The organism is Modestobacter sp. L9-4 (assembly GCF_019112525.1).
Taxonomy (GTDB): domain Bacteria; phylum Actinomycetota; class Actinomycetes; order Mycobacteriales; family Geodermatophilaceae; genus Modestobacter.
In genome coordinates this window covers 2,561,920-2,588,033 of record NZ_CP077800.1, presented here as the reverse complement: position 1 = coordinate 2,588,033, position 26,114 = coordinate 2,561,920, and the positions used below count along the sequence as shown (strand labels likewise).

Below are 26,114 nucleotides of genomic sequence, written 5' to 3'. Positions count from 1 at the left end.
CGCTCAACCACGCTCGCCACCTCCGCGGCTCAGGAACAGTCGAGCGACCAGCCGATCGCTTAGAGTGATCGACTGGCTCACAAGCACACCTTACGGTCGAGTTCCTGTCAGCTCAGACGACACCACGTACGTACGCACGCACGCTGGCGTGGAACGTCTCAGGCGCCCATCTCTCACCATGCGCAACAATCGCCGCACGGTCCCACTCGCTGGTGACTAGTCGTGTGATCGACCCGCGAAGCGCGTCAAGGCTGCTTGCATCAAGCCATTGCCCAGTGAGCCCAGCTACACATGTCTCGAGATAGCCGCCCTCGCGCGTTGCCCCCACCGGCGTCCCGAAGCCGAACGCTTCCACTGGAGTCAACCCGAAGTCCTCCCGCGAGCACGCGAGAACAGCTGCCGACTCGCGGTAAAGCCACCGGAGCTGAGCATCGGACACGCCTGACAGCCGCCGGACGTTCGGAGGCATCTTCGTGGCGACCTGCCCGCCTACCATCACCAGCCTCTGCTCGGGCATGCCAGCCACAGCCATTGCAATGATGTCTGCCTGCTTGTAGCCCCGAGGTCGGCCAATAGTCAGCAGGAACCCAGGCTCTAGTCCAGGCACTGCTTCGATCGGACCGTCCGGCGAGATTCCCCGCGGCGGATTGATGACCGTGGCATCCCGGCCATAGACCGCCCGGATGCGGGCAGCGACGTTCTTCGAGTTGGCGATGTACCCAGCTGCCGTAAGAGCACCGTCACGGTCACGCCGCTCAAGGTGCGAGCGCATCCGGCGAAGCGCAAATTGCCCCGAACTGCTGAGTCCCATCGCGTAGTCCTCGGGCTGGTGAAGCCAACGAGGGGGGTTGTGGCAATACACCACCTTAGGAGCCGTCGACTGGACCTCGTGCGCGAAACCTGCAGACGAACACACGACAACGTCCGCATCAAGTAATTGTTTGCGTCGGAAGACGCCACTCAGCAGCGGGAGCGCCCGACGCGGATCGGACGCCAAGAACGGGATGTGATTCCAGGTCGAGGTTTCCACATCTATATCCGCGAACTCGGGGAACGTGGACGAAGGCCGGTAAAACGATGTAGTCAGTCTGCTGTCCGGGAAAGCGCGGAGCAGTTCTAAGGTCACCCGCTCGGCACCTCCCCGTTGAGTTACGTAGTCATGAACGACGACAACTCTCATGACGCGGTGCGCCGGCGTGAGCTGAGCATCTCTCGATACAGCGAGATGACACTCGGACCGATGACCTCAGGCGAGAAGTCTCGCGCACGGGCTCGACCATTGGTCTGCAAACGCTGGACCAGACTCGAGTCGGTGTAAAGCCGACCGATGAGGCCAGCCAACTGCTCGACGTCACCTGCGTCATACAGCAACCCGTCAACACCGTCCGTCAGGATCTCGCTCGGTCCACCGCCTCGAGTAGCAATGACAGGTAGGCCCGCGGCCAATCCTTCGACGATAACCTGACCGAAGGGTTCGGGCACCACGGACGCATGAACAAGCACGTCTAGCGTCGCGAGGGCCTCGAAGACGTTGTCCACAAAGCCGACAAACTCGACACGGTCCTCCAACCCTTGGACCGCCACCTCTGCATGAAGCGACGCCTCATAGGCATCCTCCGCGAACATGACAGAACCCAAGATGCGCAGCCGAGCAGTGACCGGTAAGTCAGCTTGCGAGAACGCGCGAATCACGACGTGCTGACCCTTCCACGGGGAGATGCGCCCCAAAATCCCGATCGTGTATTCCGATGAGGCCACATCTCGGGCCTTCGGCACGTTTGCAAGTCCACTGTCGAGCACATCAGGCATGGGGCTCGCTAGTACCACCGCCGAGCGCCGTCGCAGACGAGACAACCTAGGGTGCGACAGCGTCTTGAGCGTTGCCTGACTATTGCAAATTACCTTGGCCGGCAGGACCGATATGGCGAGCCGCGTAGCCAAGATCGCAAATCGGGGAAGATAGTCGGGCGCCAGGCGGTCTCGCAGGTGCCATACGCTGGGAACATGCGCCAGACGTGCCGCCAAGCAGCCGTAGAAGCCTGCTTTGAGGGTGTTGGTATGAACGATGTCTACACGCCTCTCCAGGATAAGCTTCCGCAGAGAGAGCGAGTAGCGCAAGATTCCCCGTACTCGCGATAAGGCCACGAGGGGGTTGGCAAGGCGTTCTTTCCGCAATTCCCTCGTCTGTCCCGGCATGGGCAGTACGACGACGTCGATGTGCAGCTCTCGCAATCGCGACACCAACGGCCCATCCTCCGCCAAGACCACTAGCGGCCGCACGTCTCCGAGCAGCGCCGGGAGAAGGCGCAGTAGCGCGATCTCCCCGCCAGACAATTTCGCAGTATGGCCTACGTACATGACGTTCACAACGCCAGACCTCCTCAAGACAGTGCCTTGATATGGTGAGTATTCAACCGCACGGCCCTAACGACCACCGGGACGAACGGCACGGCTGCCACGGCCCCGGTTATCGCAAGCCCGATGACCCCCTGAGGCAGCAGTGTGACGGCAAAAGTCGCCGAGACTCCTGCTACGACAGCCGCCGCAACTGGCTGCGGTAAGTCTCGCACCCGAATGGGCGCTGGAAACTGGGTATCAATCTTTCGGCGTACGAGACGAAGCAGCGTCACAATCCCTACCGCATACGCGAAGGCGCCGGCGATGGACGCACCGACCACCCCCAACCAGAGCGTCAGGGGAAAGATCAATGCAATGTTCACAACAGCGGCGATAGCGCTGTAGGTAGTTTCAAGACCTGGTCGGCCAATCGCCCGACAAAAGGTACTCATGACCGCCGTCGCCGTATTGAGCGCATAAGAGACGGAAAGTATCAGGGCGACCAGGCCAGCCAGCCCGGCTTGCGGCCCTACCCATGCTGTCACTGCCGCGAAGCTGACCGCAACTGTGAAGAAGCTCCAAGGGACAGTCAAAGCGGACCACGCCATCTGCTGTGACCGCGCCGCCTCGAGGGAGCCTCTCAACCCCTCGCGGCGAAATCGGTCCACTTGCCGGCTGTAGACAGGGGGGACGGCGAAGAGTGGAATGCTGCGGAGCCCGCCAGCAACCGCCGCACCCAATGCGTAGACGCCGACCTCGTCGATCGGCCGAAGTAGGGTCACGACGAGGAGGTCACCCTCTAGGATCAAAAGCGTTGAAAGTCCGCCTAGCTGTACTTGACCAGCGTGTCGAGCAAATGGCCCAAGTTCGGATCGCCGCATGACAGCCACCGACCTGAGTCGCAGGTAGCGAGCGCTGATCGCTGCGGCGACGACCAAGCCGACGCCTTGTTGGATGAACGCCGCCCCGACTACACCGGTCAGTCCGTGCGCCGGAACGAGCGTGACCGCGGCTACCACAAAGGCCGCCTGACTGACCAGCGCCCTAATGAACTGCGCGGTGAACCGTCCGTGTGCCTGCGCGAATGCGGCGAACACTGAACTCAGGATGGCGAGGCACACCAGGGCCGGTGCTGAGCGAAGAATCAACTCAGTGTCGGCGCGCAAGTCGTCTGAGGCATTAACCAACCCGCTCAGTGGCTTGATACAGAGCCAGATTGCGGCGGCTATCAGGCCAGCAACGGCTGACACCGTAAGAAGAACCGTTGTCACGATGCGAGTTACAAAGGCACGCTCATCCACGCCCTTGTAAATCCCTGCCCATCTCAAAACGGACGCCGACAAGCCGCCGTCCAAGCTCACACCGAACAGGAGGAGCGTAGCCAGTAGTGACCACAGGCCAAAACGTTCGGGTCCGAGCTGCTGGAGCAGGTAAGGCGTCAAACCTAGGAGGACGACCGTCGGGAGAGCCAACGCGCCGCCGCTCCACATGACCTGCCCCGCAAGCCTCGGACTCCGACGTTGATGCTTCTCGCTGTCCGTCATTTCGTCCTCGTCGAAGTTCGAGCCATCCGCGTGACTGCATGTCGCGGCGCCCGAGGCTTGTCGTTAGAACGCACCACCGCGAGACTGGCCCACAGGACCCACAGCAGAGCGGCATTGGCGTCCTGGGGTGCAGCGAACAGCAAGTTCGCCGGCGTGATGACGACTGTGGCGGCTGCGCCTAGAAGGGGAAGCTGAATCAGATGGTTGGGCGGCCGCCCGGCGACCTGCCAAGCGCGCCATGACATCAGACCGAAAACACCGATGAGAACACTTGCGCCTACAGCCCCGAACACTCTGAACAGCTCTAGGTATCCAGAGTCGACATCCGTGAAGGCGGCGTCTCCTCCAGCGATGCGGGCTGCGGCTCCTGAAGATCCGACGCCTTGACCTAGGGGCTGTGAAATGGCCACTGGCAGCTGAGCGGCCTGAAAACTGAGGCGCGCTTGCAGACTGGTGTCTTGGGAACCAGCAGCAACCGTATCGGTCAGTCGACCCGAGATCGTATCGATCACCGGGCCAGCCGCCAACATGCCCAACGGGGTGACCACTGCCGCTAGGACTAACACGCCCCTCAGTACTCTGGGCCGCCTCGAACCGATAAGCAGGATGCACAGGAGCAGGACGAGCCAACTCGCCCGCACTTGCGTCAAACCCAGAGTCGTGACGCCGGCGCCGATCGCTGCGGCGTCGAGTACGGGCCGCCGAAGAGGTGCACCGGTCGTCATGAGGATCAAAAGAGCAAAAGTTATAAGGCCAGCCGTTGGCCCAGGGCTGCTGCCCGTCGAGTAAACGCGCACACTCAGCGGCTCCGCCGCACCGATTGAATAGACGATGTCCTCAACCGATCGCATCCAAGCTGCGTCCCAGGGCGGGAGGACCAAAAATTGAACCAATCCATAAGCACCCATCCCGAGGGCCAGCCAGCGAGCCAGTGGCACCAACCCTGCAAGCACGGATTCGGCGGCCTTCTTCGCATTGGCGAGGACGACCAAAGCCAGTAATGCGGGAGCGATCAGCTTGAGGAAGCTTGTGATGACTGCCACTGAACCATTGAGCAGGAGACCAACTGCACATCCGAATAGGCTGATAACAAGAAAAGTCCATACTGGCGCGGCGGCAGCTCTATCCATGCGAAAAGGTCTCAAGAGAATCAGCGCACAGGCCAGGCAAGGGATGGTCGGTGCAATCAATATCGGACTCGGGTCGGTGAAACCGTCCTGCCAGTCGACTACGCGGCGCACCAGGGGCATAAACGCGTAACTGGCTAATGTCAGTTGCACGAGTTGAGCAGGGGCGCGACGGCGGATCAGGTAGATCCCCGCGATGCCGTGTAGTGCCGGGACCGCTAGGGTTGCGATATTTGGTATCAGAAATGCCAATGCAACGCTGAGCGCAATGACTCCCGCAGGTACTGCCTTAGGGATGTCGGTGAGGGCCCGCTCATCGTTCACCGCGGCCAGCGGGCGGATGTGCGTCACTGTTCCGACCCGCGAGCCGCCTTTTCATCGCTGGTCGACCACAGCATGCCCAGGGTCGGGATGTCGAGTTCGTCCAGCAACTTGACGGCACGGGTGACTCCGCGACGCGTCGACCGTCTGGCATCCACTACCAAGACGGCAGCGTCGTAGTCGCGCACAAGACTCGACGCGGCACTCGGACTCCGATCGGGTGCTACAACGGCGTCGAAGCGCCACTGCGGTGTGGCGGCCCCCTGGGAGTGGTCAAGACCGAAGGAACCCACGGGCTGTTCAGGACCAACGTCGTTGAGCACCGGGGGGTGATTATCAGCCGTTCTCTCGCTCACGAATGCGGCCAGTGCCTCTGCCACTGGCGTACTTGCACGCTCAGGCGACATTACCAGGGCCAATCGTCCACCGTTCACCGCGCCACTGGTTCGAGCTAGGAGACCGGCCAACAGTCCACCTTCTTCAACCGTGTAGCGATTGCCGTTCTGTGCGACTACGGCTACGAAGGAGAGCCCGGTGAGCTCCTCGACTTGGCGCTGCGTCTGCAACTTGGCGGCGAAGACATTCCACGCCGCGGAGAGAACAGTCGCCAGCATGAGGCCCAACAAGCCTCCCAGGACGGTCGCCGCAGATGCGCTCAGCCCGATTGGAGTCTCAGGCGTAGCTGCCGTGGTCGTAACGGTCGCGGCGGCCGGGGGGGACTGGGACAGGACCTCGACGTTAGCCAGAGCCCCATTTATTTGGAAGGCTCGTGTCTGGAGGTTGAGGCGTGCCACGGATTGAGCTGACGTCGACGAGCCACCGGCGACCTGATCGCTTGAAGTCTGAGCGTCAAGCGTCGCTAGCTGTTGACCTATCGAGTCTGCCGACGCCCTGAGCTGCACTTCCAGCTGGCTGAAGGCTTCGGCCGCCTGCTGTCGCGAAAGTTGCAGGTAACCATCGACATATGTGTCCGCCACAGCGACCGCTCGCTCGGGAGTCGTCGACACGGCACTCACCTCGATGAGCTGACTGTCCTTCACAACGGTGACAGACACCTCGACGGGGGTCCCGAGCGTCTGCTCCGCCGCTTGACGAACCTGCTCGCTGCGAAGAACCCCAGCTTGGGTCGCTTGTGCGAGTCGTGCATCGCCGCCCGCATTGGTTGCGGACGGCAGGACAGCGTCGACAGAGGAGGGCCCCACCACCAGCTGTGTAGTGGCGCGGTAACTCTCAGATGAGAGCTCGTGGTGGACGAAACCCAGCGCACAGCCGAGTAGAATCCCCGCGACCAGCGTTGGCCAGAACCGTCGCAACCACTCAACCGCAGCACCAGGCGACCAACTCAGCGTTTGCTCACCTTGCATGCGGTCAAGCTCCTGTCAGACCAGTTGGACATAGGCACGTGAGGTTACCTGTCGGCACGGCTACTTACTAGAACTCAAGGAGGCTGGACCTGTTGGACGCGTCACTGGTTATACCTGTCTACAACAACTGGCACTATGTCCACAGACTCCTGGGGGGCATCGACACGACATCCCTCTCAGCGCTCGATGTTGTCGTTGTCGATGACGCCAGCACGGAGCCGGGACTGGACGCACTCCTCCGAGAGTTTCCCTCAGTACGAGGCATTCGACATGACCAAAACGGGGGCTTTGCAGCCGCTGTCAATACAGGTGTAAATGCGAGCACGGGCGATGTTGTTCTGCTGAGCAACAGCGACATCGAGGTAGACGGTGACGTTCTCGAGAAGCTCACCGCGCTGGCGGAAAAACATCCCCTGGCCATTTTTGCGCCCGCGACCCATCGCGTGAACGGAGAGCCCATCCAAATCGCGCATCGTTTTCCGACGCCTTTTCGACAAACGCTCGAACTGCACGTGCTGTTCCGGCTGCTACGCCGGGCAGGCGTAGCAAGTGTAAGTCGGAAGGACTGGATGGTCGGATCCTTCCTCGCATTCCACAGGAACGTTTGGTCACTCGTTGGAGAACTGGATGAGGGGTACGGGATGTACTCCGAAGAAGTGGACTGGCAGGTGCGCGCGGCGGCTCGGGGTGTCCAGAGAGTCTATGTTCCGGACGTCTTTGTCGTCCATGATGAGTCACAGGGTGCGGGACGATACACAGCCGCTACTGAGCGCCGATTCTTTGCTGTCTGGCGTGCGCGCGTTCGCTATTTCCGGAAGCACGGAGGTCGCCTTGGCATCTTGCGCTTGCGTCTCGGATGGCTCCTTGCAAGCACACTCAACGTGCCTACGTGGAGCCTCGCCTCAGTCGTCCCCGCGTTGCGCGGTCCGGCGCTCAATGAGTTGCGGAGGTCTCGACTGCTGGTTCGAGAGAGCGCTCGACGGAAACCGTTCGGTCAATGAGTGCGCGAGCGAGCATTCATCTGCGCGTCAATGACCTTGGCTTCTACGAGGAAGTCATGAAACGCCCACAACAGCGATAAGAGAAGTCCGCGTCGACCGTCCAGGATGTTGCGGTGTCGGACGTAAGCCCACAGGAATCTGGCGGTGGGACGCAGAACCGGCCGGGCTTTAGTCTTACCCGCCTGGACCTGCTCTGCAGCTAACAGCGAGCTGTAGTCGTTGAGTCGACGTACAAAGTCTTTCATACCCCTGTAGCCGTAGTGCTGAAGATCGCCTTCAAGTCTTACAGGACTCCCCCCCGCGGAAGCTTCGACCTTTTCATGCACCAACACATCGCCGAAACGCGCCTGCGTCCGGTCATAGAGCCGCACCAGGTACTCCCGCGTCGGGCGGTGAACTGGACGGTGAAACTTGCCCATGAATTGGGATGTCCGACTGATCTCATACCGAGCCGCCACGGTCTGACAGTCCTGGATAGCACGTCGAAGTTCCGTCGTGACGCGTTCGTCCGCATCCAAGTTCAAGATCATGTCGTTTTTGGCCAACTGGGCTGCCAGATTCTTCTGCGCCGCGAAGCCCATCCACGGATGGGCGTGCACTGTTGCCCCCATCCGGGTTGCCACGCTGACCGTGTCGTCCGTGGACCCTGAGTCAACGATGATTACTTCATCAGCCCAAGAGACGCTGGCGAGACAGTCGGGCAGTGTCTCCGCCTCATTCAGCGTCACAATGGTGACCGATATGGGTCGCACGACCTATCCCCTCATCCAGGCTGGGCGTTTATCGGAAGGCTAGCAGTCACATCTGTCCAGCCAGCACATGAAGCAACGACCGGAAAAGCCAGCCCACTAAAAACCGAGTTGACTCGAGCTGTCTTCGTTGAGCGTTGCGGGCGCAAATCGCTTGCCGCTTGTCAACACATGCGGCGCACGACTGGCTCCTTGAGTCAGGACCACGACTGGCTCCCGGGACCAGGACACGGGAACGACGCTCAGTTGGAATCGGCACCCATGCGCGCACGGACTGACTGCTGGCGCTGGGCTAGGCTTCTCGAGTGCTCGTGAGCCTCCTGGATGGTCAGTTCCTGGCTGAACGATTCGGAGCTGAGCCCGACCGCGTGATCGCTCTACACGGCTGGGGCCGCACCCGTCAAGACTGGACCGGCGCGCTGACTGCTGTCGGCGGCCTCGCGCTCGACCAGCCCGGCTTCGGCTCGGCGCCTCCTCCATCAACCTCCTGGGGCTCCGATGACTACGCCCGCTGGTTGCTGCCGCTGGTCGAGTCACTCGATCGCCCTGTGCTGGTCGGCCACTCGTTCGGGGGTCGGGTCGTCGCGCAGCTGACGGCGATGCACCCCGAGCTCGTCGGCGGTCTCCTGCTGACCGGGACGCCCCTGCTGCGCGCCGGCACCGCACCCAGAGCCCCCCTCGCCTACCGGGTCCTCCGCAGGGCCGGCAAGCTCGGCATCCTGCCGGAGAAGCAGGTCGAGGCTGCTCGCAGGAAGTACGGCTCCGCCGACTACCGCAACGCCGAGGGCGTCATGCGCGAGGTCCTGGTCCGCACCGTCAACGAGGAGTACAGCAGCGTGCTCGATGCACTCGCCCGGTACGACGGCCCGATCGAGCTGGTCTGGGGGGCCGGTGACACGGCCGCGCCGCTGTCCACCGCCCGCCAGATCGCCGAGCGCACCGGCGGCACGCTGACCGTCGTCGACGACGCCGCCCACCTGCTCCAGCCGTCGCTCGACGCCGCGATCGACCAGCGGCTGCGCGCGCTGCTGGCCACCGGGACCGACGCGTGAGCGCCGGCCTCACTGCCGCAGAGTGGGTGGCCGTCGCCGCCGGGACCGCTGCTGCCGACCTCACGTGGTGGCGCGTCGCCCAGCGCGAGCACTACGAGCCCGGCCGCAACACCGCGATGCTGCGCATGTGGGCCACCCGCACGCCGGTGTCGGTGCTGCCCTATGCCGTGGGCGCCGTCTGCGCTGCCGGCGCCTTCCGCTACCCGGTGCTGGGCATCCCGGCCGCTCTGGCCGCCGCCGCAGCGCCGGTCGGACTGGTGTTCCGCAAGCCGTTCCCGCGCCCGGCGTTCACCCAGCGGCTGCGTCGGCTGGCCGGCGGCACGGTCGCCGTCCAGGTCGCCGCCGCCGTCGCGTTCCGCTCCCCCGCCGTCAGCGCCGCGCTGGTGCTCTTCACCGCGCCGGTCACCGACGCCGTCCTGGCTGCGCTGAAGCCGGTCGAGGCCAAGCTCGGCGAGAAGTTCGTGACCAGCGCCCGTGCCCGGCTGACCGCCGTCTCCCCCGACGTCGTGGCCATCACCGGCTCCTACGGCAAGACCTCCACGAAGGCCTACGTCGAGGCCCTGCTGGCGCCGGAGAAGAACGTCTTCGCCAGCCCGGCCAGCTTCAACAACATGATGGGGCTGTCCCGGAGCATCAACGACGGGCTGTCCGGCTCCACCGAGGTGTTCGTCGCCGAGATGGGCACCTATGGCCCCGGCGAGATCCGCCGGCTCACGGAGACCTTCCCGCCCCGCATCGCCGCCATCACCACCATCGGCGAGGCGCACCTGGAGCGCATGGGCAGCCGGGCCAACATCGTCACCGCCAAGCTCGAGATCACCGAGCGCGCCGAGATCGTCGTCCTCAACATCGACGTCCCCGAGCTCGCCGAGGCCGCCGACCGGCTGCAGTCGGCCAAGACCGTCGTCCGGGTCTCCACCCGCCCCGACACCGTCGCCGATGTCCGAGTGGTGCCCGAGGGCGAGGGGTGGGTGCTGACCGACGAGGGTCGTGGGACGACGCGGATCGCGCAGCCCCCGGGCGGTGGACACCCGGTCAACCTGGCCATCGCCACGGGCATCGCCCGGGTCCTGGGCGTCTCGTGGGCCAGCATCGAGGCCACCGTGGCCCGCAAGCTCCCCGGTGTCGCGCACCGTGCCGAGGCCTCGGTCAACGAGGCCGGCATCCACGTCATCGACGACACGTACAACGCCAACCCGGACGGCGCGGCGCAGGCCCTGGCGCTGGCCCGTCAGCTCGGCGAGGGCCACCGGGTCTGGGTCGTCACGCCGGGCATGGTCGAGCTGGGCTCCTCCCAGGACCAGCGCAACCGTGAGTTCGCCGAGCAGGTCATGGCCACCCCGGGCGCCACGCTGGTCATCGTCGGCGGCACCAACCGCCGTCCGCTGGTGGCCGGGTCGACGCCCGACCGCACCGTGCTGGTCAACAGCCGGGTGGCGGCGATGGCCCACATCTCCGGCAAGGCCGAACCGGGGGACGTCGTACTGTTCGAGAACGACCTGCCTGATCACTACCCGTGACCGGTAGCGCCCCCGACAGCTGGTCAGCCACGCCCCCCAGGCAGCAGGAGGAACGATGAAGCAGGTCGCCGTCGCATTCGGTGGTCCCTCGGCCGAGCACGACATCAGCATCCTGACCGGCCTGCAGGCCGCACGGCTGCTGAACCAGAGCGGGCTCGACGTCCTCGCCGTCTACTGGGACCGCGGTGGCAACTGGCACACCGTCCCGGTCGACAGCGAGGCCCGCGACTTCATCGACGGCGCCCCCGCCCGGGCCACCCAGGTGGAACCGGTGCTCGGTCGCAGCGGCGGCTGGCGCCCGGTCAAGGGCCTGCGTCCCAAGACCTACCGCCCCGAGGCCGTGCTCAGCTGTTTCCACGGTGGCTACGCCGAAGCCGGCGGCGCCCGTGCGCTGTTCGACTGGATGGGCCTGCCCTCCACCGGCGGCTCGCTGTTCGCCGGCGCCCTGTCGGTCGACAAGCTCGCCTTCGGCTCGGTCATCGCCCAGGCGGGGCTGCCGACCCTCCCCCGGCTGATCGTCGGTGACGGTCATGCCGACCCCGACTTCGACGGTCCCTACATCGTCAAGCCGCGCTTCGGTGGCTCCAGCATCGGCATCGAGGTCGTCCAAGACCTCGCGGCCGCCAAGGGGCTGGCCAAGCAGAACGTGCACCTGGCCGACGGCGCCGTGCTCGAGCCCTACCGGCCCGACCTGTACGACCTCAACGTCGCGGTCATCACCTACCCGACGTTCCGCGCCTCACTGATCGAGAAGCCGATCCGCCCCGGCTCCGACTCGATCTACAGCTACTCGGACAAGTACCTGCACACGTCCGGGCTCAGCAAGGCACCCCGGGAGATGCCCGCCCCGATCTCCAACGAGCTCGCCGCCCGGATCCGCTCGCTGGCCGAGCAGGTCGCCGGCCTGGTCGGGCTGGGCAGCCTCGCCCGGCTGGACTTCCTCAGCGACGGCACCGAGGTGTTCGTCAACGAGGTCAACAACATCCCCGGCGCCATGTCGCTGTACCTGTGGCCCGACGACTCCCCCGCCGCGCTGCTGACCAACGCCCTCGAGCAGGCGGTGCGCGGTCGCAGCTCCAACGAGGCTCCCACCGTGTTCGCCCGCGGTGAAGCTCTCCGCGCCGCCGGCGGCATCGCCGGCAAGCTCGCCAACCTGGGTGGTCCCACCCGCTGAGCCCACGCACCACCTGAGACGGCCACGTCGGCTCCCAGGTCCCCCGCGGACCCCGGAGCCGACGTGGCCGTCTCGCGTGATCGGGATGGTCGGGTTCACCGGGAAGATGAGGATTCGGTAACGGCGCTCAACTCCACTGCGGCAGGCGCCGACAAGACCTCATGCAGCTCACCGCCCACCTCCCCGCGGACCAGCTCGCCGGCTCCCCGGCGATGGACGCGGTCACCCTCCTGCCCAGCCGGGTCACCCTGCTCGACCGGATCGCCGAGCGCGCAGGCACCAGTGCCGAGGCGCCCGCCAGCCTGGTGCTCATCGGTCTGCTCCGCCGGGACAGCATCTGGCCGATGCCCGGGAGCCACCTCGACCGGGTGGGCGCGGCCCTGTCAGCCGACCTGCGCGGCACCGACTGGCTGGCCCGCTCCGGCCCCACCGAGTTCGCCGTCCTGCTCGACGGCGCCGCCCACGACGCCGAGACCGCCGCCAACCGCCTGGTCGCCACCGTCGCCGCCGCCGGCGTCGAGGGCGTCACCGCCTGCGTCGGCATCGCCGGGCTCGCCCCTGACGCCTCGCCCAGCGAGGTCCACCGCCGCGCCACCCTCTGCCTCACCGCCGCCCGCAGCGTCGGTGCCGGCCGCGTCATCCGCTACAGCGGTGGCCGCCGCTGACGCGGTGCACGACCCCCCAGACCTGCCCCGTGTCGCCGTGTCCCGGCGGCACGGGGCAGTTTCATGAGAGGTGTTCGGTCGGTGTGGACATCGCCGACACCCCTGGTCCTGAGCGCCCCGTGCGGGTCGAGCGTCCAGGTCCACTCGTTGGACCAGACTGCGGCGTCACACTGTGCCGGTGCGGATGACGACACTGTGGCGGCCCGTGGGTCCCGTGGAGCTGCGGCTGCTGGAGGACAACGGCTGGACTGCCTGGCCGCCCCGGCTACCGGAGCAGCCGATCTTCTACCCGGTGCTGAACCGTGACTACGCCACCCGTATCGCCCGCGACTGGAACGTGCAGCACGACGGTGCGGGCTTCCCGACCGAGTTCGACGTCGAGTCCACCTTCCTCGACGGGTACGACGTCCACCAGGTCGGCGGTCAGACCATCCTGGAGTACTGGATCCCGGCCGATGACCTGGATCGCTTCAACCAGCACATCGTGGGCCGCATCCGTCTCGTGGAGTCGTTCAGCCGTGACTCCGGCCGCCCGTCGTCCGACTGATCGCGCGCGCTCCGATCGATCACCCGTCGGCCGCTCTGAGTCCCACAGACGACGGGAGATCGGGTTCTCGCATCGTCGAGCTTCCTGACCACTCGACCAGCTCAGGACCACGAGGGGTGGCGCGCCGCGCTGCGGCGGTGACCGGCACAGGTCGGTCACCGCAGGCCACCGATCGGCGCCCTAGGGCGCTGTTGCTCCCGCCTCGGACGGCGCAGTGCGGGAGACGGCGGCCTTCAGCAGGGACACCAGCGTCGAGCTGAACGAACCGCCGTCGGACTGCACGCTGAACGGGAACAGCGACGTGGCGGTCATCCCGGGCACGGCCGACACCTCCAGCACCACGAACTCGCCGTCCGGGGCGACCAGGAAGTCCACCCGGGACAGGTCTCGCATGCCCAGCGCCGTGTGCGCCGTCTCCGCCGCCGTACGCAGCGCCGCCAGGGTCTCGGCGGGCAGTTCGGCGGGGGCGTGCACCTGCACGCGGGCCGGGTCGTAGCGGGCGACGAAGTCGAAGCGGTCCTTGCGGTCGTACTCCAGGCCCACCGGCTGCCCGGCGCGCGGGGCGCCGTCGACGTCCAGCACGGCGACGCTGACGTCCATGCCCTCGGTGAAGCTCTCCACCAGCACCGTGTCGCCGTAGGCGAAGGCCTGCATGAGCGCGTCGACCAGGGCGTCGACGCTCTCCACGCCGTTGACGCCCAGCACGCTGCCGCCCCGGTTGGGCTTGACCACCAGCGGCCAGCTCATGTCCTCCACCAGGAAGCGCACGACCTCGCTGCTGCCCAGCTCCTTGAACGACGAGCTGGTCAGCGCCACCCACGGGGGCGCGGACAGCCCCGCGCGCTCGGTGAGCGTGCGGCCCACCGTCTTGTCCCACGCCAGCCGGCAGGCCCGGGAGTCCGAGCCGGTGAACGGCACGCCGGCCATCTCCAGCACGGTCTGCAGCGTGCCGTCCTCGCCGATGTCACCGTGGATCGTCGGGATCACGGCGGCGTACCCACCGGAGCGCAGCGACGCCAGCAGCGACTGGTCGGCGTCGACCACGTGCGCGTCCACGCCCACCGACTGCAGCTCGCGCTGGATCCGCTCCCCGGACAGCAGCGACACCGCCCGCTCGTGCGAGAGCCCTCCGGCGACGATCGCGACCGGTCCGTGCAGGTCTGGGTGCGGGCTGACGGCCATGCCCTGACGCTAGCAACTCACCAGCCCCCCGACGGGCCGGACTCGGTCCGGCCCGTCGGGGATCAGCGGGAGACGGCGATCAACGGACGACGGAACGGGCCTCGTCCGCGGCGACCGCCTCGCCGGCCTTTCGCGCCGCCATCCGCTCCTTCTGCGGGATGACGATGTACTTCGGGTCCTTCGTGCTGGCGATGCCGGCCTCGAAGACGCCCATGCGGGTCATCACCGAGCCCGCGGCCAGCAGCGTGCCGCCGACGATCGCCCCGACGCGGGTGCGGCCCAGCAGCGCGACGAACGCGGCACCGGTGATCGTGGACTTCTTGGCCGCGCGGAGCAGCGTGCCGGCCTTGCCCTCGTGGTACGGCTCGCTGACCAACCCGTGGCCGTTCTCGACCTTGTTGATCATGAACAGCTCCAGGGCGACACCGGTCAGCGCCGTCTTGCGCGAGGGCCCGGCCTCCGCGACCGGGGTGAGCGCCATGGTGATGCCACCGCCGGCCGCCATCGCCGACCCGGCGAAGACGTAGGGCAGCTCGGTGTGCGCCTCGTGCCAGCTCGGCGCGGCCGTGTTGGCCAGCAGCACCGCGGTGTAGGTGGCCATCGGCCCGCCGAACGCCGCCGCACCGATCGCCGACGCCTTGCGGGCGGCGGGGAAGAACCGGGCCAGCGCGGGCAGGAACGGCAGCACCTTCGTGCCCAGCTTCAGCAGCGGCGCCAGCTCCAGCAGCCGGAAGCCGGCCGCGGCGGAGGTGAACGCGCTGAACGGCGACAGGATGTAGGAGCCCACCGACAGCGGCGACGTCGGCTTGAACACCCGCAGCATGTGCAGGAAGCGCTCCGGGCGGCCCAGGTCGTCGATCAGCAGCACGACCGAGCCCAGCGCGGCCGCAGCCGCCGCGTACTCGGCGTTGCGGGCCAGCGTCGGCCGGTCGGTGAACTCCGCCAGCGCACCCAGCACCGACGACGTGCCCGCGGCACCGCCGAGGAACAGGTACAGCGGCACCTCGGGGTTCTTCCACGTCGGCGTCTTGACGATCTGCCGGCCGTAGTAGGAGGTGAACTCCGCCTCGGGGACCATGGCCGCCTCGCGGTTGCCACTCCCCCACCCGCCGCCGCCCTTGCGGCGCTTGCGCTTGGGCCGGGTCAGGTCCTGGCCACCGGCGCGGTGCCAGCCACCGGCCGCGGCGGCCAGCGGCGCCTCACCGGCTGGCTCGTTGCCCGTGGGCCCGCTGTCCAGCGACCGGCCGTTGAGGTGCGCGTCGTCCGGGCTGGTGCTGCTCGGGGTGGTCATCAGCGCCGCCGTCCGAAGAAGGAGGACACGACCACGCCGACGATCATCGCCGCACCCGTCGCCGCGGCCTTCCACATGGCGGGCAGGTCGCGGGTGGTGACGATCGGGTCCGGCGGCAGGCCGTAGACCTCGGGCTCGTCGAGCAGCAGGAAGAAAGCGCCCACGCCGCCGACGCCGTCGCTCTCGTCGCGGCCGTACAGCCGCGCGGTCTCCACGCCCTGGCCCTTGAGCGTCGCCAGCCGGGCGTCGGCCCGGGCCTGCAGCTCGTCGAGGTCACCGAACTGGATCGACTGCGTCGGGCACGCCGTGGCGCACGCCGGCTGCAGCCCGTCGGTCAGGCGGTCGTAGCACATCGTGCACTTGAAGGCCCGGCCGTCGTCCTTGCGGACGTCGATGACGCCGTAGGGGCAGGCCGAGACGCAGTAGCCGCAACCGTTGCAGATGTCGCCCTGCACCACGACGGTGCCGAACTCGGTACGGAACAGCGCACCGGTCGGGCAGACGTCGAGACAGCCGGCGTGCGTGCAGTGCTTGCAGACGTCGGAGGACATCAGCCAGCGGATCTGCGTGCCGCCGTCGCCGCCGGTGACGGAGGTCTGCGGGTCGAACTCGCTCAGCGCCTCGGCGTTGAGCACGCTCGTCTGTGCGGAGAGCGGGCCGTCGGCCTGCGGGCTGATCGCGCTGACGTCGTGGTCGTGACCGTGGCCGTGGGCGTCGTCGTGCCGGTCGGCGCCGGGCATCCCGATCGTGGGCATCGGCAGGTCGACCGAGCGGCTCTGCTCGATGAACGACACGTGCCGCCACGAGTTGGCGCCCAGCTGCCCGGTGTTGTCGTAGGACATGCCGGACATGCCCATCTGGCCGAGCACACCGTGCGAGTCGTCCATCGGGAGCGTGTTCCACTCCTTGCAGGCCACCTCGCAGGCCTTGCAGCCGATGCACACCGAGGTGTCGGTGAAGAAGCCCACCCGCGCGGGGTGCTCCTCCTCGTACCCGGCATCGGCCGTGACGTCGGGCAGCGGCCCGAACAGCCGGTTCCTGGAGTCGGCCCCCTCCAGGGAGGGACTGGCCGAGCTGACCGTGGTCATCGCCGTTCCCCGTTCTCAGTGATCAGTGGACCGGTGGTCATGCGCCTGACGCCTCCATGGCGCTCGGGTCCTCGTCGGGGGCGCGGCCGTTGAGCCCCACCCGGCCCGACTTCACGCCGGCCCGCATCCGGTAGGCCTCGACGTAGTCCAGCAGCTCCGGTCCACGCGGCCGGCGGCCGGGCTGGATGTCGGCGGTGCTGACCTTGTCCTCCTGGATGTGCGTGTTCGCGTCCAGGATGATCCCGAGCAGGTCGTTGGCGTTGTCGCCGGTGGACAGACCCGCGTAGGACCAGTGGTACGGCATGCCGATCTGGTGCACGACCTGCCCGCCCTTGAGCTTGATCGGGCGCATCCGCTCGGTCACCAGCACCTTGGCCTCGATCGCCGTCCGGGCGCTGATCAGCGTGGCGAACTCGCCGTTGGTCAGGCCGCGGAGCTCGGCGAGCTCGGGTGAGACCTCGACGAAGAACTCCGGCTGGAGCTCGGACAGGTAGGGCAGGGTGCGGCTCATGCCACCGGCGGTGTGGTGCTCGGTGAGCCGGTAGGTGGTCACCTGGAAGGGGTAGACCTCGCTGCGCGAGGGGTTCTCCCGGTTCCACGGCCCGGCGATCCGCTCGATGGTCGGGCTGGACTGCTGGGCGTACAGGTGGTTCTCGGCCACGGACTCCGAGGGCTCGTAGTGCGTCGGCATCGGGCCGTCGACCAGCCCGGCCGGGGCGTACAGCCACCCCTTGCCGTCGCCCTGCATGACGAACGGGTCGGCACCGCCGATGGCGGCCTGCGCCCGAGCGCCCTCCGGAGGCACGTAGTCCGGCCGCTTGGTCGCCTCGAAGTCGGGGACGTCGTCACCGGTCCAGCGGCCGGCGGCCTCGTCCCACCACACGTACTTCTTGCGCTCGCTCCACGGCTTGCCGTCCGGGTCGGCGGAGGCACGGTTGTAGAGCATCCGGCGGTTGAGCGGCCACGCCCAGCCCCACTCGGAGGCGACCTGGCCCTGCTCGCGCGCCGGCTTGCGGCGGGCGGCCTGGTTGACCTCGTCGGCGTAGACGCCGGTGTAGATCCAGCAGCCGCCGGTGGTCGACCCGTCGTCCTTCATGTCGATGTAGGTCGACAGCGCCCGCCCGTCGGGGCCGGTGCCGTTGATCTCCCGCAGGACGGCGGTCGCGTCGGGGTCGGCGGTCTCCCCGATGGTCGGGTAGTCCCAGGTCAGGTGCTGGACGGGCCGGTCCCGCGGATCGGTCGAGGACGCCAGGCGCTCGCGGATGATGCGGCCCAGGTGGAAGTAGAACCACAGGTCGCTGCGGGCGTCCATCGGCGGCTCGACGGCCTTCTCCCGCCACTGCAGCAGTCGCTGCGTCTGGGTGAAGGTGCCCTCCTTCTCCGTGTGCGTCGCCGCGGGCATGAAGAAGACCTCGGTGCCGATCGTCTCCGGCGCCATCTCGCCGGTCTCGATCTCGGGCCCTTCCTTCCAGAAGGTCGCCGACTCGATCATCTGCAGGTCGCGGACGACCAGCCAGTCGAGGTTGGCCAGCCCGAACCGGTTCATCTTGCCGTTGGGGTGCCCGACGGAGGGGTTCTCCCCGACCAGGAAGTAACCGTGCACCTTGCCGGCGATCATGTCCGCGATCGTCCGGTAGGAGCTGTGGTCGCCGTTGATCTTGGGGATGTAGTCGAAGGCGAAGTCGTTCTCCGCCGTCGCCGCGTCGCCCCACCAGGACTTGAGCATGCTGGTGATGTAGGCGGGCTTGTTGCCCCAGAAGCCGCCCTTGCCGGCGGCGTCGGCGACGTAGTCGGCCAGCGTCTGGTGCTGCCCCGCGTGCGGCATGGGCAGGTAGCCCGGCAGCAGGTTGTACAGCGTCGGGACGTCGGTCGAGCCCTGGATGCTGGCGTGGCCGCGCAGGGCCATGATGCCGCCGCCGGGGCGCCCGATGTTGCCCAGCAGCAGCTGCAGGATCGAGCACGAGCGGATGTACTGCGCGCCGACGCTGTGCTGCGTCCAGCCCACCGAGTACACCCACGCCGTCGTCCGGTCGCGGTTGCTGTTGCTGGTGACCCACTTGGCGACCTGCTCGAAGACCGCGGGCTCGATGCCGCAGACGTCGGAGACCATCTCGGGGGTGTAGCGGGCGAAGTGCCGCTTGAGCACCTGGAAGACGCTGCGCGGGTGCTGCAGGGTCTCGTCGCGCTTGGGCTTGGCCGGGATGGTCGGGCCACCGCTGCCGTGGGTCTGCGACTGGTCGCTGGCCTCGACGTCGTCGGCCTGCTTGCCGGCCTCCTGCGCGGCGGCCCCCGCGGGGTCGTCGGAGCTGGCGTGCGGCACCTCGGAGGGCTCGTAGGCCCAGGTGCGCTCGTCGTACTGGCCCTTCTCCGGGTCGAAGCCGGAGAACAGGCCCTCGAGGTCCTCCGTGTCGACGAAGTCCTCACCCACCAGCGACGCGGCGTTGGTGTAGGCGACGACGTAGTCCTTGAAGAACAGCTCGTTGTCCAGGACGTACTTGATCAGGCCACCGAGGAACGCGATGTCGGTGCCCAGACGCAGCGGGACGTGCAGGTCGGCGATCGCCGACGTGCGCGTGAACCGCGGGTCGATGTGGATGATCTTGGCGCCGCGGGCCTTCGCCTCCGACACCCACTGGAACCCGACCGGATGGCACTCGGCCATGTTCGAGCCCTCGATGACGATGCAGTCGCTGTTCGCGAGGTCCTCGAGGAAGTTGGTTGCGCCACCACGGCCGAACGAGGCTCCCAGACCGGGAACCGTCGAAGAGTGCTATATGCGGGCCTGGTTCTCGATCTGTACAGCGCCCAGGGCGCTGTACAGCTTCTTCATCAGGTAGTTCTCTTCGTTGTCCAGGGTCGCGCCGCCGAGGCTGGCGAAGCCCATGGTGCGGTTGACCCGCTTGCCGTGGTCCTCGGTCTGCCAGCCCTTCTCGCGGGCCTCCAGCACGCGGTCGGCGATCATCTCCATCGCCGTGTCGAGGTCCAGGTCCTCCCAGTCCGTCGCGTAGGGACGGCGGTACTTGACCGTCGTCACGCGGGAGGGGCTGTTGACCAGGCCCTTGCTGGCGCTGCCCTTGGGGCAGAGCCGGCCGCGGCTGATCGGGGAGTCGGGGTCGCCCTCGATCTGGACGATCTTCTCGTCCTTGACGAAGACCCGCTGCGCGCAACCGACAGCGCAGTACGGGCAGACCGACTTCACCACCCGGTCGGCGGTGGCCGTGCGGCTGACCACCTGTTCGGTGGCCTTGCTGCGCGCGGCCACACCGCGAGCGAGCGGGTCGTTACCAGTGAGCTGCCGGAACACCGGCCACGCGTCGAGCCACGTCTTCACGTTCGTGAGCTTGCCACCAGGTCACGCACGACGCGCGTCCACCCCACCGCTCGGCGGGTCGGGTCCGCACCCCGCCGGACGGTTGCGCGGTGACGGAACGACCGGCGGCACCGGCCTCGTCCCGCGCGTGGTCGGCCGCTCACCCACCGTCGCCGGCGACTGTCGGCAGGAGAAAACGGGTCGAGGGGCTGGCGCGGGCCAGTACCGTGATCACAGACACCAGGAGGCGCACCATCGCGATCAACCCCGCAGGCTGCACGGACGCCGACCCCGGCTGCTCCTGTGCCGGCGACCCGGCGGTCCACGCCGCCCGGGCCGAGACCCTCCCCGGCGCCACCGTCGACTGCCCCGAGTGCGGCGAGCCCAGCAGCCCCGCCCGCATCACCACCTGGGGCCACTGCCGCGCCTGCCGCACCGCGGACTCGCGCGCCACCCAGCCGCTGCGCTGGTGACCTGACCTCCTCCTTGGGGTGAGGGCACCCGCGTGCGGGTGCAGGACGGCGGCGGGCGTCCCGACAACTGACGGGTGACCACCGGAGTCCTCGCCGCACCGGCGCGGGCCGTGACCGCCCCTCGACATGGCGGCACGGCCTCCCCCGCCATCAGCCGGCACCTGCTCCTCGCCGCCCTGGCCGCCCTCGCCACGCTCGCGGCCGGTCTGCTGCCCGGCGGTCTGGCGGTCCCGGTGGCCGTCACGCTCAACTTCCTGGCCGTCGCGGTCGTCCTGGTCCAGCTGACCCGCAGCGGCCGCACCAGCGCCCACCCCGCGGGCTGGCGCTGGTACGTCGTCTCCGTCGCGGTGAGCACCCTGGGGGCACTCGCCCTGGGCGCGGTGCTGCCCATGGGCCAGACGGCGCTGGGCAGCGTCCCCGGCCAGCTGCTCGTCGTCGTCGCGGTGTTCCGGATGCTGGACCGGGCGCCCCTGCGGGCGGCCCGGGCACAGCTGGCCACGATGCTCACCCTGTTCGTGCTCGCCGACCTGCTGACCGTGCACACGGTCTACCGGCTGACGATCGGCTCGTCCGGGGTGCTCTCCCTCCCCCAGACGGTCGCGCTGTTCGCCCTCCTGGCCAGCATCGCGCTGGGCACCGGCCTGTCCCTGGTCTTCGTCGCCCTCGCCTCCGTGCGGCAGCGCACGATCGGCTGGCTGCTGTTCGCCGCCCAGGTCGCCACCGCACTGGCCGGCGCCTTCTCCTCCGTCGCGGACGGCCCGGGCACCGTCCAGTACCTGGCCTGCGCGGCCAGCGTCCTCGGGCTCGGCCTGCTGGTCGTCGCCTGCCGCGCCGACCGTCCCGACGACCGGCCGGTCCCGGCCGACAGCCAGGGCGGCTCCACCCTGGGGGCCCTGCTGCCGCACTGCACCGCGATGGCCGGCGGCTGCCTGCTGCTGGTCAGCGTGCTCGTGACCGGCCGGCTGACCGTCTTCGGCACGACGCTGGGCATCCTCGGCCTGGGCGCCCTGCTGGCCCACCAGGCCGTCTCCTGGCGCACCGAGCAGCAGCTGACCACCGAGCTGCAGCGCAGCGAGGCCTACTTCCGCGCCCTGGTGCGCAGCAGCGCCGACCCGGTCGTGATCCTCGACGACCAGCTCACCGTCCGCTGGGTCTCCCCCTCCATCACCGACCTGCTGGGCCTGGACCCGGCACTCATCGTCGGCGGCCGGATGACCGACGTCGTCCACCCCGACGACGCCGCGAGCGTGACCACCGCCCTGTCCGCGGTGTCCGCCGAGGCCGGCCACAGCAAGACCCGCAACGCCCGGATCCGGCACGCCGACGGTCGCTGGCGGCTCATCCAGGCCCAGGTGCGCGACCTGCGCAGCGACCCCGACGTCGGCGGGCTGGTGCTCTACTGCCGCGACGTCACCGCCACCGCACCGGCGCCCACCGAGCCCGACCTCGCCGCCTTCACCACCACCGACCCGGCCACCGGGCTGCCCAACCGCTCGGCGCTGACCACGCGGCTCGGTGCCCTGCTGCGCGACCCGGCCGTGCCCGCCACCTCACTCGTGCTGCTCGGCGTCGACGGCCTGCCCGGCGTCGACGACCTGCCGGTGCTGCGCGAGCTGACCACCCGCTTCACCCGCGCCCTGCGCGGCGACGACTGGCTGGCCCGCGCCGGCGGGGCCGAGTTCGCCGTGCTGGTCGACGGCACCATCGCCGACGCCGAGGTGGTCGCCACCCGGCTCGTCGCCGCCGTCGAACCGGTCGCCACCGGCACCGGCACGCTGCGGCTCACCGCGGTCGCCGGCATCGCCTCCCTCGGCTCCGACGTCGATGCCGGCGAGGGGCTGCGCCGCGGCGACCTGGCGCTGCGCAGCGCCCGCGCCGCGGGCCCCGGCCGGGTGCGCCGCCACTCCGACGCCCTGCGCATCACCCAGGACCGCCAGGAGTCGCTGCGCACCGACCTGCACCGCGCCCTCGAGCTCGGCCAGCTGCGGCTGGTCTACCAGCCGGTCGTCGACCTGGCCCTGCACCGCACCGTGTCGGTTGAGGCCCTGCTGCGCTGGCGGCACCCCACCTACGGCGAGGTCTCCCCCGCCGAGTTCATCCCGCTGGCCGAGGAGTCGGCGCTGATCACCGAGCTCAGCCGCTGGGTGCTGGCCGAGGCCATGTCCACCCTCGCCGCCGGGCCGCACCGCGACCTCGGCGTCGCGGTCAACATCTCCGCGCGGCACGTGCGCAGCGGCGAGCTGGTCGCCGACGTCCTGCAGGCGCTGGAGACCAGCGGCCTGCCCGCCGCCCGGCTGGTCCTGGAGATCACCGAGTCGGTGCTGCTCGACGACGCCCACGTCACCGACGACCTGGCCACGCTGCGCCAGCTCGGCGTCCGGATCGCCGTCGACGACTTCGGCACCGGCTGGTCGTCGCTGGCCTACCTCGTGGGCCTGCCCATCGACGTGCTGAAGATGGACCGCGCCTTCCTCGCCGACGTCGAGACCGACCCGCAGCGCCGCGCGCTGTGCTCCTCGGTGCTGCACCTGGGCACCAGCCTGGGGCTCGCGGTGATCGTCGAGGGCGTCGAGACCCAGCCCGAGCTGCAGCTGCTGCGCGACATGGGCCACCGCTTCATCCAGGGCTTCCTGCTCTCCCGCCCGCTGGACGCCGACGCGCTGGCCACCGGGCTGCCCGGCATCCCCGGCCCGCGCACCGCCACCCGTACCGCCGGCCCGGCTGACGGGACGGCGTCGTGAACCCCTTCCGTCGTGCCCCGCTGACCGCGGTGCTCGTGGCCACCCTGCTGGCCCTGGCCGCCACCGGCCCGTCCAGCTCACCCGGCTCCGTGCCGGAGTGGGACAACCTGGTGCTGGCCCTCGTCGGCGGCTGGGCCGCCTGGCACTGCCGCCGGCTCACCCGGCAGATGAGCCGCCGCGACCGGCTGCCCTGGCAGGTGCTCGGCATCAGCTCGCTGGTGTTCACGGTGGCGAGCCTGGCCACCGGCCTCGGCATCGGCGGCGGCATCGGCGCCCTGGGCCCCGGTGACCTGCTGGTGCTGGTGAGCGCGTTCGGCCCGCCGGTCAGCGCGGCCCTGCTCGGCGGCCGGGTCCGCGGCACCAACTGGCCGCTGCTGGTCGTCGACGGGGTGATGGTCGCCTTCGCCCTCGTCGTCGTGGCCGACGTGCTGGTCCTGTCCCCCGCGCTGTCCCCCGGCGCCGTGCGCGCCGACCTGATCCCCCTCGTGGCCGGCTACGGCGCCTACCCGGCGGTCGCGATCGGCGTCGTGGGCGCCCTGTGCACGGTCTCCACCAAGGCCGTGCGCCGGTCGGCCACCGCGGTCATCGCGATGACCGCCCTGGTCGGCGCCGGCTCGGCGCTGCAGGCGGTCTACATCGTGGTGCCCTCCGCCCCCTGGGCCTGGGCCGCCGACGCTGCCGTCGCCGCCGCGCTCGTCGTCTCCGTCCGGGCCGTCCGGCTCGCCGTCGACGCGGCGGCGAGCAGCTCACCGGCCGACGCCACCCCGGGCGTCAACGCCGCCGGGGTCGCCGTGCAGGTCGCCGCGCTGGTCGGCGTCCCGATCACGCTGCTCACCGCGATCGTGCGCGACATGCCGCTGCACGACGGCGCGATCGCCTGCACCGCCGTGGTCATCACGATGCTGCTGGTGCGGATCGTGCTGCGCATCCGGGAGAGCGGGCGCGTGCAGGCCGAACTGGTCCGCAGCGAGGAGGACTTCCGCGGGCTGGTGGAGGCCAGCTCCGACGGCGTGGCCATCGTCGACGCCGACCTCCGCCTGGAGTTCACCTCCCCCGCGGCCCGCACTCTGCTGGGCGTCCTCGACTCGGACCTGCACCCTTCGCTGCTGGACCTGCTGCACGTCGAGGACCGTGCCCGGGTGCGCCTCGAGCTGGCCGTCGGCACCGGCGAGGTCGCCCCCGCCCTGCACCTGCGCGTGCAGGACGCCGGTGGCGAGCCGCGCGAGCTCGAGGTCACCCACCACGAGCGCCCCGGCAGCGGCCGGCGGGTGCTGCACCTGCGCGACGTCACCACCCGCCGCCGCCGCGAGCGCGAGCTGGAGCGGATGGCCTTCACCGACCACCTCACCCGGCTGCCCAACCGGGCGATGCTGTTCCAGGAGATGGCCGCGGTCACCTCCGCCACCGGGCAGCGCTGCCTGCTGGTGCTCGACCTCGACGGCTTCAAGGCCGTCAACGACTCCGCGGGGCACGAGGCCGGCGACCTGCTGCTGGTCGAGGTGGCCCGCCGGCTGCAGAGCCTGCTGCGCACCGACGACCTGGTCGCCCGCCTCGGCGGCGACGAGTTCGCCGTCCTCGTGGCCGGCGCCGAGGAGGACGCCGTCGAGGCGGCCGGGCGGGTCGTCGACGTCCTGGCCCACCCCTACCGGGTCGGCAACCGCAGCTTCACCGTCGGCGCCAGCGTCGGGCTGGCCCAGCTGCACCCCGGCGGCGGTCAGCACGCCTTCCGGCTGGCCGACGCCGCGCTCGGCGAGGCGAAGCAGGCCGGCAAGGGCTGCTGGCGGGTGCACACCGACGACCCGTCGGCCCGGGCCACCGCCAGCAGCGACGTCGCCGCCGCCATGGACGCCGGTGAGGTGCAGCTGCGCTACGACGTGGTGACCACCAGCGACACCGGCGAGGTCTACGGGCTGCACAGCACCCCGGTGTGGGTGCACCCGGTGCTCGGTGTGCTGCCGGCCCCCGAGCTGTGGGCGGCCGCCGAGCGGCAGGGGGTCAACGGGGCGCTGCAGCAGTGGCTGCTCCGCCAGGCCTGCGCCGAGGTCGCCGCCCTGGACGGCGAGCTGACGCTGGGGTTCGACCTGCCCGCCGGTCAGGTGCGCGCCGACGAGCTCGCCGGGGAGATCACCGCGGCGCTGGCCGAGGCCGGTCTGGCACCCCGCCAGCTGGCCCTGGCCTTCGACGAGGAGGTCCTGCAGACGTCGTCGGCCGGGCTCATCCCCGCGCTCCACACCGTGCGCGCCGCCGGGGTGCACCTGTGCCTCAACGACTTCGGCATGGGCTCCACGCTGTGGTCGCAGCTGGCCCGCCTCCCCCTGGACACCGTCCAGGTGGACGTGCGCGGTCTCGCCGCCCCCGGCGACCTCGACCGGACGATGCGGGTGCTCACCGCCATCGCCTCCAGCGCCGCCGCCTTCGACGTCTACACCTTCGCCAGCGGCGTCGGCAGCCCCGAGCTCCTCGCCGCCATCGGCGCCGCGTGCCAGATGGCGGTCACCGGGCCCGTGCTGCCCAGCGGGCTCACCGCCGGCCAGGTCGCCACCCTGCTGCGGCACCCCTCGACGACGCTGCCCACCCCGCTGCCGGTGCCGCGCGCCCACGCCCAGGCGTGACCACCCGGCGGTGGGC

At 69.0% G+C, this 26,114-nt stretch carries 18 protein-coding genes and 1 pseudogene; 9 read left to right on the top strand and 10 right to left on the bottom strand.

Going from position 1 to position 26,114, the window contains the following annotated elements; all coding sequences use genetic code 11:
• Positions 1 to 112 precede the first annotated feature (112 nt).
• The 5 genes from KUM42_RS12160 to KUM42_RS12140 are packed head-to-tail and all read right to left on the bottom strand — an operon-like array spanning position 113 to position 6,693.
• Positions 113 to 1,180: a glycosyltransferase gene (locus tag KUM42_RS12160; protein WP_237492617.1), complete on the bottom strand. Its 1,068-nt coding sequence runs from the start codon at positions 1,178 to 1,180 to the stop codon at positions 113 to 115.
• Positions 1,177 to 2,358 carry a glycosyltransferase family 4 protein gene (locus tag KUM42_RS12155; protein ID WP_237496673.1) on the bottom strand — a complete coding sequence of 394 codons (1,182 nt, stop codon included), beginning with the start codon at positions 2,356 to 2,358 and terminating at the stop codon, positions 1,177 to 1,179. Before KUM42_RS12155 ends, KUM42_RS12160 begins: the two co-directional genes overlap by 4 nt.
• A gap of 23 nt (positions 2,359 to 2,381) precedes the next feature.
• Complete coding sequence (locus KUM42_RS12150; RefSeq protein WP_237492615.1) at positions 2,382 to 3,881, bottom strand: lipopolysaccharide biosynthesis protein; 1,500 nt, start codon at positions 3,879 to 3,881, stop codon at positions 2,382 to 2,384.
• The gene (locus KUM42_RS12145) at positions 3,878 to 5,359 is read right to left on the bottom strand and encodes an O-antigen ligase family protein (protein ID WP_237492613.1); all 1,482 of its coding nucleotides are present in this window, start codon (positions 5,357 to 5,359) and stop codon (positions 3,878 to 3,880) included. The genes KUM42_RS12150 and KUM42_RS12145 overlap by 4 nt, the downstream gene beginning before the upstream one ends.
• Positions 5,356 to 6,693 carry a hypothetical protein gene (locus KUM42_RS12140; RefSeq protein ID WP_237492610.1) on the bottom strand — a complete coding sequence of 446 codons (1,338 nt, stop codon included), beginning with the start codon at positions 6,691 to 6,693 and terminating at the stop codon, positions 5,356 to 5,358. Before KUM42_RS12140 ends, KUM42_RS12145 begins: the two co-directional genes overlap by 4 nt.
• A 92-nt stretch (positions 6,694 to 6,785) precedes the next feature.
• Between KUM42_RS12140 and KUM42_RS20415 the strand changes: the two genes are divergently transcribed.
• On the top strand, positions 6,786 to 7,694 hold the full coding sequence (locus KUM42_RS20415) for a glycosyltransferase family 2 protein (protein WP_370629312.1): 909 nt from the start codon (positions 6,786 to 6,788) through the stop codon (positions 7,692 to 7,694).
• Here KUM42_RS20415 and KUM42_RS12130 read toward each other — a convergent pair.
• The gene (locus tag KUM42_RS12130) at positions 7,688 to 8,422 is read right to left on the bottom strand and encodes a glycosyltransferase family 2 protein (RefSeq protein ID WP_237492607.1); all 735 of its coding nucleotides are present in this window, start codon (positions 8,420 to 8,422) and stop codon (positions 7,688 to 7,690) included. The two genes, KUM42_RS20415 and KUM42_RS12130, sit on opposite strands and share 7 nt — an antisense overlap.
• 389 nt (positions 8,423 to 8,811) lie before the next feature.
• Between KUM42_RS12130 and KUM42_RS12125 the strand changes: the two genes are divergently transcribed.
• The 5 genes from KUM42_RS12125 to KUM42_RS12105 all read left to right on the top strand — a co-directional run bounded on the left by KUM42_RS12125 (position 8,812) and on the right by KUM42_RS12105 (position 13,401).
• A complete protein-coding gene (locus KUM42_RS12125) occupies positions 8,812 to 9,495 on the top strand; it encodes an alpha/beta fold hydrolase (RefSeq protein WP_237492605.1) in 684 nt (227 codons plus the stop codon).
• Positions 9,492 to 11,015: a UDP-N-acetylmuramoyl-tripeptide--D-alanyl-D-alanine ligase gene (locus KUM42_RS12120; protein WP_237492603.1), complete on the top strand. Its 1,524-nt coding sequence runs from the start codon at positions 9,492 to 9,494 to the stop codon at positions 11,013 to 11,015. Before KUM42_RS12125 ends, KUM42_RS12120 begins: the two co-directional genes overlap by 4 nt.
• Positions 11,016 to 11,070: 55 nt before the next feature.
• The gene (locus KUM42_RS12115) at positions 11,071 to 12,189 is read left to right on the top strand and encodes a hypothetical protein (RefSeq protein ID WP_237492601.1); all 1,119 of its coding nucleotides are present in this window, start codon (positions 11,071 to 11,073) and stop codon (positions 12,187 to 12,189) included.
• 161 nt (positions 12,190 to 12,350) lie between these two features.
• Positions 12,351 to 12,854 (top strand): diguanylate cyclase domain-containing protein, encoded by a 504-nt coding sequence (locus tag KUM42_RS12110; protein WP_237492599.1) that lies wholly within the window; start codon positions 12,351 to 12,353, stop codon positions 12,852 to 12,854.
• Positions 12,855 to 13,032: 178 nt separating this feature from the next.
• Complete coding sequence (locus tag KUM42_RS12105) at positions 13,033 to 13,401, top strand: hypothetical protein (RefSeq protein WP_237492597.1); 369 nt, start codon at positions 13,033 to 13,035, stop codon at positions 13,399 to 13,401.
• A 180-nt stretch (positions 13,402 to 13,581) separates the two neighbouring features.
• Here the strand turns inward: KUM42_RS12105 and KUM42_RS12100 are convergent, their stop codons facing one another.
• The 4 genes and pseudogenes from KUM42_RS12100 to fdh form a co-directional block, all read right to left on the bottom strand.
• Positions 13,582 to 14,583: a D-alanine--D-alanine ligase gene (locus KUM42_RS12100; protein WP_237492595.1), complete on the bottom strand. Its 1,002-nt coding sequence runs from the start codon at positions 14,581 to 14,583 to the stop codon at positions 13,582 to 13,584.
• Between the two features lie 79 nt (positions 14,584 to 14,662).
• Entirely contained in the window at positions 14,663 to 15,874 is a 1,212-nt protein-coding gene (gene nrfD, locus KUM42_RS12095) for an NrfD/PsrC family molybdoenzyme membrane anchor subunit (RefSeq protein ID WP_237492593.1), read from the bottom strand.
• Positions 15,874 to 16,962 (bottom strand): 4Fe-4S dicluster domain-containing protein, encoded by a 1,089-nt coding sequence (locus tag KUM42_RS12090; protein WP_237492591.1) that lies wholly within the window; start codon positions 16,960 to 16,962, stop codon positions 15,874 to 15,876. The genes nrfD and KUM42_RS12090 overlap by 1 nt, the downstream gene beginning before the upstream one ends.
• Positions 16,963 to 16,999: 37 nt before the next feature.
• Positions 17,000 to 20,293 (bottom strand): annotated as a pseudogene (fdh, locus tag KUM42_RS12085) (formate dehydrogenase).
• 206 nt (positions 20,294 to 20,499) lie between these two features.
• On the opposite strand from fdh, the gene KUM42_RS12075 reads away from it, so the two are divergent.
• The 3 genes from KUM42_RS12075 to KUM42_RS12065 all read left to right on the top strand — a co-directional run bounded on the left by KUM42_RS12075 (position 20,500) and on the right by KUM42_RS12065 (position 26,098).
• Entirely contained in the window at positions 20,500 to 20,745 is a 246-nt protein-coding gene (locus KUM42_RS12075; protein ID WP_237492587.1) for a hypothetical protein, read from the top strand.
• Positions 20,746 to 20,819: 74 nt separating this feature from the next.
• Entirely contained in the window at positions 20,820 to 23,486 is a 2,667-nt protein-coding gene (locus KUM42_RS12070; protein ID WP_237492586.1) for a bifunctional diguanylate cyclase/phosphodiesterase, read from the top strand.
• Positions 23,483 to 26,098, top strand: coding sequence for a diguanylate cyclase domain-containing protein (locus tag KUM42_RS12065; RefSeq protein ID WP_237492585.1), 2,616 nt, complete (start codon positions 23,483 to 23,485; stop codon positions 26,096 to 26,098). Before KUM42_RS12070 ends, KUM42_RS12065 begins: the two co-directional genes overlap by 4 nt.
• Positions 26,099 to 26,114 lie beyond the last annotated feature (16 nt).

Bases quoted from the DNA above. Each gene is read 5' to 3' on its own strand.
- KUM42_RS12160 (WP_237492617.1), bottom strand. From the start codon at position 1,180: ATGAGAGTTGTCGTCGTTCATGACTACGTAACTCAACGGGGAGGTGCC.
- KUM42_RS12155 (WP_237496673.1), bottom strand. From the start codon at position 2,358: ATGTACGTAGGCCATACTGCGAAATTGTCTGGCGGGGAGATCGCGCTA.
- KUM42_RS12150 (WP_237492615.1), bottom strand. From the start codon at position 3,881: ATGACGGACAGCGAGAAGCATCAACGTCGGAGTCCGAGGCTTGCGGGG.
- KUM42_RS12140 (WP_237492610.1), bottom strand. From the start codon at position 6,693: ATGCAAGGTGAGCAAACGCTGAGTTGGTCGCCTGGTGCTGCGGTTGAG.
- KUM42_RS12115 (WP_237492601.1), top strand. From the start codon at position 11,071: ATGAAGCAGGTCGCCGTCGCATTCGGTGGTCCCTCGGCCGAGCACGAC.
- KUM42_RS12110 (WP_237492599.1), top strand. From the start codon at position 12,351: ATGCAGCTCACCGCCCACCTCCCCGCGGACCAGCTCGCCGGCTCCCCG.
- KUM42_RS12100 (WP_237492595.1), bottom strand. From the start codon at position 14,583: ATGGCCGTCAGCCCGCACCCAGACCTGCACGGACCGGTCGCGATCGTC.
- nrfD (WP_237492593.1), bottom strand. From the start codon at position 15,874: ATGACCACCCCGAGCAGCACCAGCCCGGACGACGCGCACCTCAACGGC.
- KUM42_RS12090 (WP_237492591.1), bottom strand. From the start codon at position 16,962: ATGACCACGGTCAGCTCGGCCAGTCCCTCCCTGGAGGGGGCCGACTCC.